Origin of the sequence: Pseudomonas sp. GM78 (genome assembly GCF_000282475.1) — a bacterium.
Classification (GTDB): domain Bacteria; phylum Pseudomonadota; class Gammaproteobacteria; order Pseudomonadales; family Pseudomonadaceae; genus Aquipseudomonas.
This window is the reverse complement of sequence record NZ_AKJF01000058.1, coordinates 46530-62078: the sequence shown is the minus strand read 5'-3', so window position 1 is coordinate 62078 and position 15549 is coordinate 46530. Positions and strand designations below refer to the sequence as shown.

Annotated in this window: 12 protein-coding genes; 9 read left to right on the top strand and 3 right to left on the bottom strand. The window is 62.9% G+C overall.

What is annotated here, in order from left to right:
• Positions 1-112: 112 nt before the first annotated feature.
• From PMI35_RS24630 to PMI35_RS24640, 3 genes are all read right to left on the bottom strand, one after another.
• Positions 113-2242, bottom strand: coding sequence for an oxidoreductase (locus tag PMI35_RS24630; RefSeq protein ID WP_032831448.1), 2130 nt, complete (start codon positions 2240-2242; stop codon positions 113-115).
• A 68-nt stretch (positions 2243-2310) separates the two neighbouring features.
• The gene (locus tag PMI35_RS24635) at positions 2311-3141 is read right to left on the bottom strand and encodes an alpha/beta fold hydrolase (RefSeq protein ID WP_008056593.1); all 831 of its coding nucleotides are present in this window, start codon (positions 3139-3141) and stop codon (positions 2311-2313) included.
• A 17-nt stretch (positions 3142-3158) separates the two neighbouring features.
• Positions 3159-4493, bottom strand: a complete 1335-nt coding sequence (locus PMI35_RS24640; protein ID WP_008056592.1) for a spinster family MFS transporter — start codon at positions 4491-4493, stop codon at positions 3159-3161.
• 226 nt (positions 4494-4719) lie between these two features.
• Between PMI35_RS24640 and PMI35_RS24645 the strand changes: the two genes are divergently transcribed.
• The 9 genes from PMI35_RS24645 to PMI35_RS24685 all read left to right on the top strand — a co-directional run bounded on the left by PMI35_RS24645 (position 4720) and on the right by PMI35_RS24685 (position 14994).
• Positions 4720-5454, top strand: coding sequence for an SDR family NAD(P)-dependent oxidoreductase (locus PMI35_RS24645; protein ID WP_008056590.1), 735 nt, complete (start codon positions 4720-4722; stop codon positions 5452-5454).
• A 14-nt stretch (positions 5455-5468) separates the two neighbouring features.
• Positions 5469-6242, top strand: a complete 774-nt coding sequence (locus PMI35_RS24650) for an SDR family NAD(P)-dependent oxidoreductase (RefSeq protein ID WP_008056589.1) — start codon at positions 5469-5471, stop codon at positions 6240-6242.
• Positions 6243-6247: 5 nt separating this feature from the next.
• Positions 6248-6877 (top strand): nuclear transport factor 2 family protein, encoded by a 630-nt coding sequence (locus PMI35_RS24655; protein WP_008056587.1) that lies wholly within the window; start codon positions 6248-6250, stop codon positions 6875-6877.
• 9 nt (positions 6878-6886) lie between these two features.
• On the top strand, positions 6887-7963 hold the full coding sequence (locus PMI35_RS24660; protein ID WP_008056585.1) for an alkene reductase: 1077 nt from the start codon (positions 6887-6889) through the stop codon (positions 7961-7963).
• 38 nt (positions 7964-8001) lie between these two features.
• On the top strand, positions 8002-9864 hold the full coding sequence (locus tag PMI35_RS24665) for a long-chain-acyl-CoA synthetase (protein ID WP_008056584.1): 1863 nt from the start codon (positions 8002-8004) through the stop codon (positions 9862-9864).
• The gene (locus PMI35_RS24670; RefSeq protein ID WP_008056583.1) at positions 9857-10945 is read left to right on the top strand and encodes an MBL fold metallo-hydrolase; all 1089 of its coding nucleotides are present in this window, start codon (positions 9857-9859) and stop codon (positions 10943-10945) included. The genes PMI35_RS24665 and PMI35_RS24670 overlap by 8 nt, the downstream gene beginning before the upstream one ends.
• A gap of 69 nt (positions 10946-11014) precedes the next feature.
• Positions 11015-12691, top strand: a complete 1677-nt coding sequence (locus PMI35_RS24675) for a DUF1302 domain-containing protein (RefSeq protein WP_008056581.1) — start codon at positions 11015-11017, stop codon at positions 12689-12691.
• Positions 12692-12829: 138 nt separating this feature from the next.
• The gene (locus tag PMI35_RS24680) at positions 12830-14041 is read left to right on the top strand and encodes a thiolase family protein (protein WP_008056579.1); all 1212 of its coding nucleotides are present in this window, start codon (positions 12830-12832) and stop codon (positions 14039-14041) included.
• Between the two features lie 5 nt (positions 14042-14046).
• Positions 14047-14994, top strand: a complete 948-nt coding sequence (locus tag PMI35_RS24685) for a bifunctional OB-fold nucleic acid binding domain-containing protein/MaoC family dehydratase (RefSeq protein WP_008056577.1) — start codon at positions 14047-14049, stop codon at positions 14992-14994.
• Positions 14995-15549: the final 555 nt, after the last annotated feature.

Genomic DNA, 15549 nt, shown 5'->3' with positions numbered 1-15549 from the left:
AAGGGCGAAACCATAAGTGGCCGTTACCGCAGCAATGGATATCCCCCCAATCCAGTTCTTAAATACAACCCCATGCTTAAGTGAACAGCATTGCGCTCCTATAGTCGGGGTTTCAGGCTTCTCGTCCGGCGCGGTTGCCGGTTGCGATGGCGCCTTCGATGTAACCCACGCTCTGGCAATCACCAATACTGACAACCTTGAATCCAGCGTTGCCCAGCGCATCACCCAGGGTGGTGTCAGGTGTTGCACCGCTGGCCAGCACCACCGAGTCACCGCGTACCTCGGCGGCTTCACCTTCGGCCGTTTGATAACGGACGCGATTGCCCTCGATGGCGGTCACCGTCACGCCGGTCAGCAGCTGACCGCCATGCACGCGGATGCCATGCAGCACACGCCAGCGGCGCACGATCGCCAGTTCCCGGCCCAGGTGGCCGGTGCTTTCCAGCACACAGACCTGACGCCCGCGGGCGATCAGGAACTCCGCCAGTTCCAGCCCCACCAGCCCACCACCGATAATGGTCACGCGCTTGCCCAAGGGCATCCACACCCGCGACAACTTTTGCATGGCCTCGGTGCTGTTGGTGACACCGATCAGGTTGCCGGCCTTCATCAAGGTGCGCTGCGTCAGCGATAGCTTGCGCTTGGCGATGTCCTCGGCACGGTCGCCGGTCATCAAGCGACGCAGTTCATCGCCACTCCACACGTGATTCTGATCGGCCCCGGGGATGTCCGGGGCCGCGCGTTGAGCGCCGGTGGCGACAATCACCTGATCGACGCCCAGGTCACGCAGCAAGGCCGCGTCCACACAGGTCTGCAAATGCACATCAATGGGCAATTGCTGTACCTGGTACAGCAAGTTGTCCAGCAGACGGCCGTTCTCGGGGTAGGCCAGGGCGGCAAAGAACAGCGTGCCACCCAAGCGGTCACTGCGTTCGAACAGCGTCACCCGATGTCCGCGCAAGGCCGCCACGCGCGCCGCTTCAAGGCCCGCCGGGCCACCACCGATCACCGCCACATGCTGCGCGGTGGCCGCCGGAACGATGATTCGCTCGGCTTCATGCCCGGTTTGTGGGTTGACCGCGCATTTGACCCGCTCATTGATAAAGATCTGGCTGACGCACACGTAGCAATAAATGCACGGGCGAATAGCCAGCAGCTGACCGGATACCAGCTTGTTCGGCAGCTGCGGATCGGCCAGCAATTTGCGACCCATGGCGATGAAATCGCACTGCTCAGCGGCAATGGCCGTTTCGCCGGTTTCGGGCTCGATACGCCCGACGGCAATCACTGGAATGCTCACACACTGCTTGATGGCCGCTGTCCATTCGAGAAAGGCGCCAGGCTTTTGCACCAGCGGCGCCTCGGTAAACGCCACGCCACTGGTGGTTGCGGCATAGGCCGAGACGCTGACCGCATCGGCGCCAGCGCCTTCAGCCAGGCGCGCTACCGCCTTTGCATCGTCGAGGGTGATGCCGCCGGGGGTGAGCATCTCTTCGGCGTCCAGGCGCAGCCAGACGCCAAAGCCTGCACCCACCCGAGCGCGCACGGCGGCCAGTACTTCAAGCAGCAAGCGCGCACGATTTTCCAGCGAACCCCCATACGCGTCATCACGGCGGTTGTAATACGCCGACAGAAAGCCGGCGATGATGTAGTTGTGCGCGGCGTGGATCTCCACGCCATCGAAACCGGCGCGTTGCGCCCGTTCGGCGGCGGCGGCAAACCATTCGACCATCTGTGCGATGTCGTCCTGGTCCATCACCCGCATCTCTATCCCGCCTTTGCGACCGCGCACGGCGCTGACGAACGAGGCAAGCTCCTCGGGAGTCAAGGCTTGCATCATGTCCGAGCTGCTGGCCGGTGGAATCGACGGCACCCACAGCGGACGGCCCGCGGCCATGTCGCGTATGGCGTTCTTGCCGGCGTGCTGCAGTTGCATGGCGATCTTCGCACCGTGCTTGTGCACGCGCTCGGCCAGGCGGCTCAGGCCCGGAATGAACTCATCGGAGGAAACCCCGACCTGGTACGGTTCGGCGGTGCCGGCGGGAAAGGCGATGGCGCACACGCCCATGATCAACAGCCCGGCACCACCCTCGGCACGCGCTTCATAGTAGGCCTGGATACGTTCGCCACAGTGTCCATCAGCTTCGGCAAAGTTGGAGCCCATGGGCGCCATGATGATGCGGTTACGCAGTTGGAGGGGACCAATGTTGCCGGGGGCGAGCAAGTGGGGAAATTTTGTCATTGTCATGTCAGCCCTTAGTGAAGGCCCGTTCGAGCGACAGCGGCAAGGCTGCCGCTGTCGCAGGATATTCAGGCTTGGCGCAGGAACTCGAGGCAGGAACGGTTGAACAGCTCGCGGTGCTCCACCTGAACCCAATGTCCGCAACGATTGAGCACAATAAAGCGGGCGTCCGGGGCGTTGTCGAGCACTTTCATGGCGCCGCCGACCGGGTTGAAGTTGTCGTTGGTGCCCCAGAAGCCAAGAATGGGGACGCGCAGCTCTTCAAGGCGCTCGGTCATGTTTGGCACCATCATGGTCGAGAACAGGCAGTGCGGCTGGTGTCGGGCGACCGCGACGCGCTCGGCCAGCAGGCTGTCGGGCAGCTGCGAGGCATCGAACAGTTGCAGGCTCATGATCTGGCGCATCTTGTCGATATCGAGCGGGCCTGCATTGAACAGTTCGACCATGCGCTGAATGCCGATCTTGGCGAAGTAGGTTTCCCGTTCCTCGACACCGCCGGGTGCCATCAGGATCAGCTTTTCGAGCAGCTGCGGCTGCGCCAGGCCAAGGCCGATGGCGATGGCGCCGCCCAGTGAATTGCCCAGCAGGGTGCAGCGCTGCACGTCGAGGGCGTTGAGCAGGCCGGACACCGCATTGACGAAGAAGTCCAGGTTGTACTGGACGTTGTCGGGTTTGTCCGAGCGGCCGAAGCCGGGCAGGTCGATCACCAGGTTGCGAAAGCCGGCGGCGACAAAGTCGGGGTAATTGCCCTTGAAGTTGCTGTAGCCACTGGCGCCTGGCCCACTGCCGTGTAACCAGACCACGACAGGGCCGCTGCCTTCATCCAGGTAGTGCAGGCGCAAGCCACTGTCGAGGGTGACGAAATGGCCAATGGGCAAGGGTAGGTCTTGTTCTGACATCTTCGAATCTCCATTCATCAGGCGGTTACTGCAGTTTCAGGGGCGGTCATCGGCGGTGCCGATCGCATTATTTGAGCGCGGTAGCGGGGCAGGGCCAGGCCCAGGAAGACGGTCGACAGCATCAGCATCGAGATCGATGAAGCCAGGGCGTAGCGCAGGGCTTCGGTGCCCAGGGTCGGTGCGAACAGGTCGCTGAGCACCCCGATCAACAATGGGCCGACGCCAACCCCCAGCAGGGTCATGGCCATGACGAAGATCGACGTGGCCTGGGCCAGGCGCGCAGCGGGGAACAAATGGGTCACGGCGCCCAGGCACGGAGTCGCCCACCAGGTGCCGAAGAAGGCAAAACCGGCATAGAACACGAACGCGGTGGGCACCGGGGTACTGCCCAGATGAAACAGGATGCCGGTTGGCCAGAGGAAATACGCCAGCCCGAACGGAATGCTGACCAGGGTGGCGAGCAACGGCACGCCAATCTGCCAGCCGGCATCGCGGCGGGCCATGCGGTCGGAAATGATGCCGCAGGCCAGGGTGCCGAACGTGGCGCCAGTGCCGCCAACCACACCCACCAGAAAACCCGCGTCCTGCAGGTTCAAACCGTGAGAGCGGATCAGAAAGCTCGGGCTCCAGGTGCCTATCGCATAACCGGCAATGGCGCTGGAGGCGCCGGTCAGCACCAGCCACAGGAATGAAGGGGTTTCCATCAGCTTGGCCATGGTTTTGGCCCAGCCATCCTGGATCACTTCAACCTGGGTTCGCGCCTGGCTTGCAACGGCCGGGGCGCGCACCGTGAGGCACAGCAACAGGCCGAGCACGATGCCTGGCACGCCAACGATCACGAACGCCGAACGCCAGCCGTAGTGCTGGGCGATCCAGCCACCAAAACCAAGGCCGAAAATGGCGCCGAAGCTTGAACCCAGCATGAGGATGGACAGGGCGGTCGAGCGGTTTTTTGCCGGGTACAGCTGCGAAATCATCGCGACCGAAGGCGCCGTGCCTCCGGCTTCGCCGATCGCTACGCCGATCCGCGCCAGGACCAGCAGCCAGAAGCTGGTGGCCAGGCCGCAGGCCATGGTCATGAAACTCCAGGCAATACAGCAGGCGGCAATCACGGGCTTGGGCCCGATGCGGTCGGAGAGGCGTCCCAGCGGGAATCCGAACAGGGTGTAGAACACCGCGAAGGTCACGCCCGAAAGCAGGCCGATGCCGGTGTCGGAGATACCGAACTCGGCCTTGACCGGCTCGATCAGGATCGCCATCAACAGCCGATCGATGTAGTTGAAGATGTAAATCACGGCCAGCACGAACAGTGCGTAGTGGGTATGCCAGGTGACGCGGATGGAAGAGTTCACAACGGGTGCTCCCGGTTTTGTTCTAGTGATCAGGAGTGTCGCCCGAATCAAGGTCAGGCACATCGTCCATTCAGACCACTCGCATGCGGGCCGTCGAGCAACCGCCGCGGCGTAGTCTTATCGGACGATGTTGCGGTTTTGAACAGGGTTAATGATTCATCCCGTGCTCGATCATCAGGCCAGGCAGTGCCGGTGATCGGGGTAGCCAAGGCGCGGGAGAACAACGATGAAGCTAGCGAACAAAGTGGCCCTGATCACGGGTGCCGGCCAAGGTATGGGCCGGGCGATTGCCCAGTGCTTTGCCCAGGCCGGCGCTCGGGTGGTGGCGGCCGACATCAACCTGCAGGCAGCCCGGCAGACCATCGAAGGCCTCGGCGAACAGGCGCTGGCCCTGGCTTGCAACGTCGCCGACAGTGCCTCGGTGGCAGCGGCCATGGAAGTCATCGAGGGCCGTTTTGGCGGTCTCGACATCCTGGTCAATAACGCCGGCGTCGGCTCGGTCGACAGCTTTGTCGACACCCCTGACGAACATTGGCAGCGGGTCATTGGCGTCAATCTCACGGGCACTTTCCTGTGCAGCCGTGAAGGTGTGCGCCTGATGCAAAAGCACGGCAGCCGCGGCGCCGTCATCAATATTTCCAGCACGGCGGCGATGACCGGTGAAGGCCCAAGCCATTACTGCGCAGCCAAGGCCGGGGTAATGGGCCTGACCCGCAGCATGGCACGGGAGTTGGCGGCCAGCGGTATCCGCGTCAACACCCTGGTACCCGGCCCGACCAACACACCGATGATGGCTGGCATCCCCGATGACTGGATGCAGAGCATGCTCAAGGCCATCCCCCTGGGGCGTATGGGCGAAACCGATGAGATTGCCCGTGTCGCGGTGTTTCTGGCCAGCGAAGACGCCAGCTTCATCACCGGTCAGAACCTCGCCGTCAACGGCGGCATGGCCTTCATTTGAACCGGGAGCAGGGAATGAGCAGACGACTGCAAGGCAAGATCGCTTTTATTACCGGTGCCGGTTCCGGCATCGGTGCGGCCACCGCTCGGCGCTTTGCCGAAGAGGGCGCCACCGTGGTGCTCTGCGGGCGTAATCAGGCGCCATTGCAAGCGGTGGCGAGTGCTATTCGCGACGCGGGGGGCCAAGCGCACTGGAGTGTCGCCGATGTCAGCGACGAATGTGCTTTCGTCGGCGCGATCGAAGCGGCGGCGCGCCTTCACGGGCGCCTGGATATCCTCGTCAACAACGCCATGGCCTACACCTGGGGCGCCATCGACAGCACCACAACCGCCGATTGGCACGCCAACTTCAGCACCACCGTGGACGGCACCTTCTGGGGCACGCGCACGGCCATGGCGCTGATGAAAGCCCAGGGCGGCGGTGCCATCGTCAACATCGCCTCCATCTGCGGACTGTTCGGTACGCCCTGGATGGCCGGCTATTCGGCGGCCAAGGCGGCGGTGATCAACTTCAGCCGCGCGGCCGCCAGTGAAGGGGCCGCCAACAAGATCCGCTGCAATGTGGTGATTCCCGGCGTCGTCGAAACCCCGGCAACGGCCGGCATGCTGTCCGACGAAAAGGCACGTGGCAACACCGAGAAGTTGATTCCGCTGCGGCGCATCGGCCAGCCGCAGGAAGTGGCCAACGCGATTTTGTTCCTGGCCAGTGACGAGGCGTCCTACATCACCGGTGCATGTGTGCCGGTGGATGGCGGGCGCAGCTCGGAACTCTACACGGTGCTGGAGTGATGAGCATGGAGCCCAACACTTTGCTGGCCCGTATCGATCGGCTTGAGTCGATTGAAGAAATCCGTCAACTGGCGGCCAAGTACTCGCTGTCACTGGACATGCGCGACCTCGATGCCCACGTCAACCTGTTTGCCGAAGACATTCGCGTGGGGCGCGAAAAGACCGGCCGTGCGCACCTCAAGGCGTGGGTCGATGCCACGTTGCGCGATCAGTTCAGCGGCACGTCCCATCACCTGGGCCAGCACATCATCGAACTGCTCGATGCCGATAACGCCGTGGGCGTGGTGTATTCCAAGAACGAGCATGAGACGGGCCCTGAGTGGGTCACCATGCAAATGCTCTATTGGGATGACTACCAGCGCATCGATGGCCGTTGGTATTTCCGCCGCCGACTACCGTGCTACTGGTACGCCAGCGACCTCAACAAGCCGCCCATCGGTGAGCGAAAAATGCGCTGGCCGGGTCGTGAACCCTATGCCGGCACCTTCCATGACCTGTTCCCGTCCTGGGTCGAGTTCTGGGCCAGGCGCCCGGACAAGGACCAACTGCCAGACGTCGCTCCGGCTGCGCCCCTGGAACACTTTCTAGCCACCCTGCGACGCGGTGCTGCGGCACCGAAGATTCGTGTGCGCTGAGGATTTGCGATGAGCATTTTGTTTGAACCCCTGCGCCTGGGCGAGCTGGAGCTGAGCAACCGTATCGTCATGGCGCCAATGACCCGCAGCCGCGCCAGCGTGCACGCGGTGCCGACGGCAGAAATGGTCGATTACTACCGCCAGCGCGCCAGTGCCGGGTTGATCATTGCCGAAGGCACGGCACCGTCAGCCGATGGTCTGGGGTATTGCCGCACGCCGGCCATCTATGACAGTGCGCAGATCGAGGGATGGCGCCAGGTGACCCGCGCGGTGAACGACGCCGGTGGGCGGATGGTGTTGCAGTTGATGCATGTGGGCCGTGTCGCCTGCTGGCAAAACAAACCGATCGGGGCGCGCACCGTCGCGCCTTCGGCCATCCGCGCGCGCACGCAACTATTCAGTGACGGGGTGTTCAGTGACGGCGCCGGTCTGGTCGATACCGATGAGCCCGAGGCGCTGAGCCTGGAAGCGATCGCCGAGGTGATCGAGCAATACCGACGCGCCGCCCTGAATGCCCGCGAAGCGGGCTTCGAGGGGGTCGAGCTGCATTGCACCAGCGGCTACCTGCCCATGCAATTCATGGCGTCGAGCAGCAACCGGCGCAGCGATGGTTATGGCGGCACGGTCGAGAACCGTGTGCGCTTTGCGGCCGAGGTACTGGCAGCCATGGCCAGCGCCATCGGACCTGGACGCGTGGGACTGCGGATGTGCCCGGGCAACCCGTACAACGACATCAGCGACGCTGACCCGGCCGGCACCGCGCAAGCCCTGTGCCGCCAGATCGAACCGCTTGGCCTGGCCTACCTGCACATCATGCGTTCGCCGCTGGCGCAGCTGGATGCCTTTGACCTGGCCCGTCGGCATAGCACCAGCGCGCTGATTCTCAACGACGGATTCGACGGGCCTTCAGCCACTGCGGCACTTGAAGGCGGGCAGGGCTCCGCCGTGTCGTTCGCCCGGCATTTTATCGGCAACCCGGACCTGGTCGAGCGCCTGCGCGCCGGTCTGCCACTGGCCGGTTTCGACCGCAAGACCCTTTATACCCAAGGCGCGCAAGGCTATTCGGACTATCCGGGTCGAGCCTGAGGCGAGTGCTTGAACAACAGGATTTATCGGAGGTAGGGATGAACAATTTCAACAACGCAAGCCTGCTGTCCAGTGCCGACCGCGGCGTGGTGCCGCGCGAGCAGACCCAGGCCATCCTCGATCGCCGGGCCGAAGCCAGCGCGCGCATCAAACCGGCGGATCGCTATACCCTGGCCGATCGCCTCGAGGAGCAAGCCCGGCGCCATGGCGAGCGGCCCTTCATCATCTATGGCGAGCAGCGCCTGAGTTTTGCCAGGATCAATGCCGAGGCTGACCGCCTGGCCCACGTCTTTCATGCCCGCGGCCTGCGCCCCGGGGATGTCTGCGCGCTGGCCATGGAGAACCGCCCGGAATTTTTCTGCAGCTGGTTCGGCCTGGTCAAACTGGGTGTGGTGGTGGGTTTCGTCAACACCCAGGTTAGCGGGCGGCCACTGGTGCATGCCCTGGAGGCCATTGCCGCCAAGGCGGTGATCGTCGGCGAAGAGGTGCTGGGCAATTTCCTCGCGACCGAAGGCTTGCCGCCGTTGCCCTTGTGGCTGGTGGAGGATGCCGAGCAGCCATGGACGGGCGCCATGCCCGCGCACGTCGATACCCGCCTGGGTGAAGCGCTGGCCAAGGCACCGGACACGCCATTCCCACGGGACCTGCGCGCCGACCTCAGCGCCGAGACCCCAAGCTTGTTGATTTTTACCTCGGGCACGACGGGCCTGCCCAAAGCTGCGCGTTACAGCCACATGCGCTGGATGTCGACGGGCGACATCATGGAAGTCACCCTGCAGACCACGCCCCAGGACGTGTTCTATTGCTGCCTGCCGCTGTACCACGGTGCGGCCGCCACGTCGGTGACCTCTACCGCGCTGAAAACCGGCGCGGCGATTGTGGTGCGGCGCAAATTCAGTGTCCGGGAGTTTTGGAGCGACGTACGCAAGCACCACATCAGCGTGTTCCAGTACATAGGTGAAATCTGTCGCTACCTGCTCAACCAACCCGCGGTCGCCGGCGAGCGTGAGCACGGGCTGCGCTGCATGCTCGGCGCCGGGTTATCCCGAGAGACCTGGCAGAACTGGGTACAGCGCTTCGGCGCGATCCAGGTGTTCGAGGGGTGGGGCTCCACCGAATCCAACACCAACGTGGTCAACGTCGACAATTACCTGGGCGCCTGCGGTCGTGTGCCGTTCTGGGACAAGAGCAACCTGCGCCTGGTGCGCTATGACGTTGAAACCGACAGCTATCCACGGGACGAACACGGCTTTTACCAGCTGTGCGAAGAGGGTGAGGTGGGCGAAGCCCTGGGCTTGATCATCAGCCATCCGGAAATCGGCGGCGGGCGCTTCGAGGGCTACACCTCGGCCGAGGCCACCGACAGCAAGATTCGCCGCAATGTGTTCAGCCAAGGGGACGCCTACTGGAGCTCGGGTGACCTGTTGCGTTTTGATGAGGACGGCTACCTCTACTTTATCGACCGCATCGGCGACACCTTCCGCTGGAAGAGCGAGAACGTCTCCACCCTGGAGGTGGCGGCTGCGCTGGGGGACTTTGCCGGGCTTGAACTGATCAATATCTATGGTGTGCAGGTGCCAGGGCAAGAGGGGCGGGCCGGTATGGCGGCGGTCTTGATGCAGCCAGGGCAAACCTTCGATCCCGAAGCGTTCTATACGCTGACGCAGGCGCGTTTGCCGCGCTATGCCGCGCCGGTGTTCGTGCGCGTTTTAGCGGCTGCCGATCTGACCAGCACCTTCAAGTTGCGCAAGGTGGACCTGCAGCGCCAGGGCTATGCACCGACGGCATTCAGCGACCCACTGTTCATTCGCGACGAAAGCTGCGGCAGCTATGTGCCGTACAGCACGCAGGCGCTTGAGCGGGTTGGCTTGGCCGCCTTTGCGGGTGACAGCCATGAGTAACCTTGATGCCCAAGGGCATGAGTGGCGCTCGGGCCTGCGCTTTCCCTGGCCGCAGCCGCCCGCCAATGGCGCGGTGCAGCAGGTCGCCGAGGGGCTGCTGTGGCTGCGCATGCCGCTGCCGTTCGGGCTCGACCATATCAATCTGTACCTGCTGCGTCATGGCCAGGGCTGGGTGGCGGTCGATACCGGGCTCAACAATGCGCAGACCCGCGAAGTCTGGGAAGGGCTGTTCGACACGGCGTTGGGTGGTTTGCCCCTGGTCGCGGTGATTTGCACCCACTTTCACTCCGATCATGTCGGTGTGCTCGGCTGGTTGAGCGATCGCTTCCGCTGCCCGGTGTTCATGAGCGCCAGTGAATACCAGGCCATGCATCAGTTGGGCACGCAGAGCGATGTCAGCAGCAGTTGGGCCTTTCGCGAGCATTACCAGCGCGCCGGTTTCAGTACCGAGCAGACCGAGGCGTTGTTTCCGCTGCTCGGTTCGGCGCACTTTCGCCCGCAGGTGCCAACCAGCTTCAGGCGTTTGAGCGAAGGCAGTCAGCTGACCATCGGCGGACGTCGCTGGCAGGTGCGGATTGGCCGCGGCCATTCGCCGGAACATGCCTGCCTGTACTGCGCCGAGGACGGCCTGCTGATCTCGGGCGATCAAGTGCTGCCGCGCATCACTTCCAGTGTCTGCGTCCAGGTGACCGAACCCGATGCCGATCCGTTGCGGGACTGGCTGGACTCGGTCGAATGCCTGCGCAGCGTGCCCGATAGCGTGCTGGTGCTGCCGGCGCATGAGCGTCCGTTTTTCAACCTGCATCAGCGCCTTGACCAACTGCGTGACCATCACCAGGAGCATTTGCAGCGCCTGCTGGATGCCTGCACGGCGCCGCGCAGTGCCGTGCAACTGATGGCGGTGCTGTTTCCGACGGTCAAGGGGCGCTTCGATGAATTGATGGCCATCGGCGAAACCCTGGCCCATGTCAATTACCTCATCGCCCAAGGGCACTTGGTACGTGAAGAAACAGCCGGCGTGTTCCGTTACGGACGCACGCCAGAAGGTGTCACCGCTCAGTCTGTGCTAGGGCAGCTCTGAGCGGGCATGGGAAATAGTGGTGTTCTTGCACTTTGCGCGGCCATCAGGTCGTTAATCGGGAGAGGCAGTGTGAATAATAAAAACAACAAAAATGGTGCAGGCCCAGCTGTATCGGGCTTCGAGTTATCGGGTCTGGTGGCGGCGATCGCACTGGTGTCCACACCCGCATGGTCAGGTGAAACCATCGAGTTCGACAACGGGGCGACGATTGACTGGACCGTGACGACCAGTTACGGGCTAGGGGTTCGCTTGTCCGACCCGGACAAGAACCTGTTGACGCTCAACGCCGATGACGGCGACCGCAACTTCGACAAGGGCAGCCTGGTCACCAACCGCGTGGGTGCCTTGGCCGAGATGATCCTGCGCAAGGACAACTACGGCGCCGTACTGCGTGCCAGTACGTTCTACGATGATGTCTACCATCGCTCCAACGACAACGACTCACCGTCCACGGTCAACAAGACCGGGGATCACAATGAGTTCACCAGTGACACCAAATACTACAGCGGTGGACGCAGCAAGTTCCTCGACGCCTACGTGTTCAGCGGCTGGCGCTTCGATAATGATTCGATGCTCGACGTCAAGGCCGGACGCCACATCGAGTCGTGGGGTGAAAGTCTGTTTTACCCCGGTGTCAGTGGCGTGCAGAACCCGTCCGACGCGGTCAAGGCGGCCCAGCCAGGGGTCGAGGTCAAGGAAGTGCTGTTGCCGGTCGGGCAATTCTCGGCTTCCTATCGGTTGAACCCGCAGCTGACCTTTGGTGCGTATGTGCAATACGAATGGATGGGGACTGAACTGCCGCCGGTGGGCAGCTACCTGTCTACCAGTGATGTGGTCGGGCCAGGGCGTGAGTTTATCCGCAACGCCAACGGCACGCGGATCAACTACAAAGGCACCGATGAACCCCGTGACAGTGGACAGTGGGGGGTTCAGGTACGCTTTCGCCCGGTACCGGCCCTGGAATTGTCACTGTTCCATGTCAATTATCATGACAAGAACCCCGCCACCGCGCTGGTGGGGTATCAGCCCATTCCCGTCGCCCCGGGCGTGTTCGCCGGTGTGCCGAACGGCTATCGGATCACCTACTTTGAAGACATCAAGCTGACCGGGATCAGTGCCTCGACCAAGATCGGCGAAACCCAGATCGGTGGCGAGTGGTCCTATCGCGATGGTGCCCCGGTGATGGTCAACACAGGCCTGGGCCCGACGCCAACCCGCGGCAAGGGCCAGCAGATGCAATTGTCGGCCATCCGCATCCTCGGCGACCGGCCTTGGGCGAGCCAGACGGCGCTGACGGCCGAGATCGTGCATGTGCGCGTCGACAGCGTGGATGATGCCTCGGCGGCACCGAACCTGCAGGCGCTGGGCAACAGTCTGATTCCGGCCATGCGCCCGCTGGTGCAGCCGTCCGATGACTACACCTACAAGACCGCGACGGGCTGGCGCAGCAAAACCGCCAGCGCCTACACCGTGGGGGCATCCTTCAGCTACCCGGGCGTGTTCGAAGGCTGGGACCTGGAAGTGCCGGTGAATTTCTCCAACGTGTTCAGCGGCGCCACGCCAATGGCCGGGACTATTTCCGGGCTGCAAGGCGACCGTCGGCTGAGCGTGGGCACCACCTTCAAGTACTTGGGCAACCTGGAAGTCGCCCTGCGGGTCACCAGCTACCTGGGTGACGCGGACCCGGTCAAGCGTTTGCTGGCCGACCGTGACTATGGCACGTTCTCGGTGAAATACAGCTTCTGATCACCGTGCAGGCGCCCACGCCGGGAAGATCCTGGCGCTGGGCGGTGTTCTGGTCCAAATGGACGATCACTTGCCGCACGCGTTGTGGCATGGTCGCAAGACAAAAACACAAGTGCACAGCCTTCGAGCGGAGGATACATGGGTCTGAAAGGTCATGCGGCGATTGTAGGCACCGCACAATACAAACCGGAAAAATACGCCACTGCGCCGAGGATGTTCCACCTCGAACAGGTGGCCGACCTGGCGGCGCAAGCGCTGCGGGACGCAGGATTGCGTGCCGAGGACCTCGACGGTCTGGTGATCAACGGCCCGCATTTTCATGAAGCTTCGGTGTTCGTGCCGGCCATGGCCGCCGAGTACCTGGGCTTGACCCTGAATTTTGCCGAAGTGGTCGACCTGGGAGGTTGCACCTCGGTGGGCATGGTCTGGCGAGCGGCCGCGGCGATCGAGTTGGGCTTATGCCAGGCCGTGCTGTGTGTACTGCCAGCGCGCCTGGCGCCGATGGGGCCCGACGAAGATCCCGGCGCGATCGCCCGTGCCATGCGCTACGGGGGGCACAGTACGGCCTTTGGTGCACCGGAGGCGGAATTCGATTTGCCTTACGGACACATGGGCCAGAATACCGGCTACGCCATGATTGCCCAGCGCTATGCCGCGCAGTACGGTTACGATCCAGTGGCCATGGCCAAGATTGCGGTTGACCAGCGCACCAACGCCTTGGCCAACCCCCAGGCGATGTTCCATGGCCAGCCGTTGAGCATCGAGCAGGTGCTGGCGAGCAAGCGGGTGGCCGACCCCCTGCACATCCTCGAAATAGTCATGCCCGTGGCCGGCGGTGCGGCAATGATCATTGCCTCCAAAGAAGTCGCGGCCCGTGCGCGTAAACGCCCGGCATTCATCACAGGCTTCGGCGAGCACCTGGCATTCAAGTCGCCCTCGTATGCGCAAGACATGCTCAACACGCCGATTGGTCCGGCCTCACGTCGCGCCTTCGAGATGGCCGGGCTCAAACCGGCGGATGTCGATGCGGCGCAAATCTACGATTGCTACACCATCACCGCGTTGTTGACCCTGGAAGATGCCGGCTTCTGTGCCAAGGGCGAGGGCATGCGCTTTGTACGCGAGCATGACCTGACCTGGCGCGGCGATTTCCCGATGAACACCCACGGTGGCCAGCTCAGTTTCGGCCAGGCCGGTGCCGCCGGGGGAATGTCACAGGTGATCGAGGCCGTCACTCAGATCAGCGGTGAAGCGGGCGAACGTCAGCTTGAGCGTTGCGACGCCGTCTACGTCTCCGGGACCGGTGGCGTGATGAGCGAGCAGGCCGCGTTGATTCTTCAGGGAGCATGACCAGCATGTCGAACAATAAACCAATGCCGGTACCGACCGATATTTCTGCACCGTACTGGGAAGGCCTGAAAGCGCAACGGCTGTTGATCCAGCAGTGCAACGCCTGCGAACACTGGGTGTTTTACCCGCGTCGGCACTGCCCGCGTTGCCTGGCCCACGACCTGACCTGGCGTGACGTGAGCGGTGGCGCCAGCCTGTACAGCTTTACCGTGGCGCGCATCCCCACGTTGCCGGACTTCGCCGATGAAATGCCGCAGAAACTGGCGGTCATCGAGCTGGATGAAGGCGTGCGGATCAATACCACGCTGGTGGGGCTTGAAGAGGACCAGATTCGCATCGGCATGCGTTTGAAACCGGTGTTTGCCGAGGTCGATGCAAAGGGCACGCGGTTACTGCGCTTTACCGGCATGGAGCAGGACAGCGCCGCGCTGCAGCACTGGGCCGGGGCGCCGCAAACGCAACCTGTGGAACAACTTGAGGTTGCACCTGCGCGCCTGATTGCCATGGACGATGAGGTGGCACTGCAGAGCCTGGTCAGTGAAACCTTCAGCGACTGGAGCAACGAAATTGTTGTCGACCAGGCCTTGATCGATGCCTTCGCGTTGTTGTCGGGTGATGACTACTGGATTCATACCGATCCTGAGCGTGCGCGCAAGGACAGCCCGTTTGGCGGCACCATCGCCCACGGTGCGCTGGTGCAGGTGCTGCAATCGCGGCTCAAACTGCAACTGGGCTATGAGATCACCGGCTTTGGCACCATGGTCAACTACGGCTCGGACCGCCTGCGCTTCCCGGCACCGGTGCCAGCCGGTGCGCGGATACATGCGCGGGCCAGGGTCAAGCAGGTGGCGCGGGTCAAGCGCGGGACCCAGCTCACGCTGGAAGTGAACACTCATGTGGTTGGCAGTGATCGCCCTTCGGTGATCAACGACCTGGTGATTCTGTACATGTGACCACCCAACCTGTAGGAGCTGTCTCGTGGAACGAGGCAGCGATCTTTTGACCTTGTCTCGTGTACATATCCGTTTCTGCGGTAATGGCTTCAATAGGTTCCGCCCTTACGGCGGGTTACTTGGAAAAGCGCCAAGTAACCAAGCGCTCTTTGCCCCACCACTCGGCACCTCGCTAAGGCTCGGTGTGCCCTCTCTCCGGCATTGCTCCGTGGGTCGCCGCGATGGGCCATCCCTGGCCCAGCGCGGCTAAACCGGCGTCCTGCCGGTTTACCCACTGCGCAATGCCTGCGTTCGGCCAGCGTGGTTAACGGGGCGTCTGCGATCAAAAGCCTCGCGGTGGCGGCCTCTGGGCCGACCATGGCATCAAGCCGGCGCGCTACGCTAGTGTGTTCGTGCACATTCGCTGAACCTGCTGCAATTTCCTGTGGGGGCGAGCCGGCTCCGGGCGGCGTTCCGACGATGGTCGTGAACGTTAACGACTGCTGGCTGGATAAACCCGGCACCTTCGGGCTCATCGCGAGCAAGCCCGCTCCCACGAGGAATTGGATATTCCGG

Excerpts from the sequence above, each read along its gene's own strand:
- PMI35_RS24630 (WP_032831448.1), bottom strand. The coding sequence starts at position 2,242 with ATGACAAAATTTCCCCACTTGCTCGCCCCCGGCAACATTGGTCCCCTC.
- PMI35_RS24635 (WP_008056593.1), bottom strand. The coding sequence starts at position 3,141 with ATGTCAGAACAAGACCTACCCTTGCCCATTGGCCATTTCGTCACCCTC.
- PMI35_RS24645 (WP_008056590.1), top strand. The coding sequence starts at position 4,720 with ATGAAGCTAGCGAACAAAGTGGCCCTGATCACGGGTGCCGGCCAAGGT.
- PMI35_RS24650 (WP_008056589.1), top strand. The coding sequence starts at position 5,469 with ATGAGCAGACGACTGCAAGGCAAGATCGCTTTTATTACCGGTGCCGGT.
- PMI35_RS24655 (WP_008056587.1), top strand. The coding sequence starts at position 6,248 with ATGGAGCCCAACACTTTGCTGGCCCGTATCGATCGGCTTGAGTCGATT.
- PMI35_RS24660 (WP_008056585.1), top strand. The coding sequence starts at position 6,887 with ATGAGCATTTTGTTTGAACCCCTGCGCCTGGGCGAGCTGGAGCTGAGC.
- PMI35_RS24665 (WP_008056584.1), top strand. The coding sequence starts at position 8,002 with ATGAACAATTTCAACAACGCAAGCCTGCTGTCCAGTGCCGACCGCGGC.
- PMI35_RS24670 (WP_008056583.1), top strand. The coding sequence starts at position 9,857 with ATGAGTAACCTTGATGCCCAAGGGCATGAGTGGCGCTCGGGCCTGCGC.
- PMI35_RS24680 (WP_008056579.1), top strand. The coding sequence starts at position 12,830 with ATGGGTCTGAAAGGTCATGCGGCGATTGTAGGCACCGCACAATACAAA.
- PMI35_RS24685 (WP_008056577.1), top strand. The coding sequence starts at position 14,047 with ATGTCGAACAATAAACCAATGCCGGTACCGACCGATATTTCTGCACCG.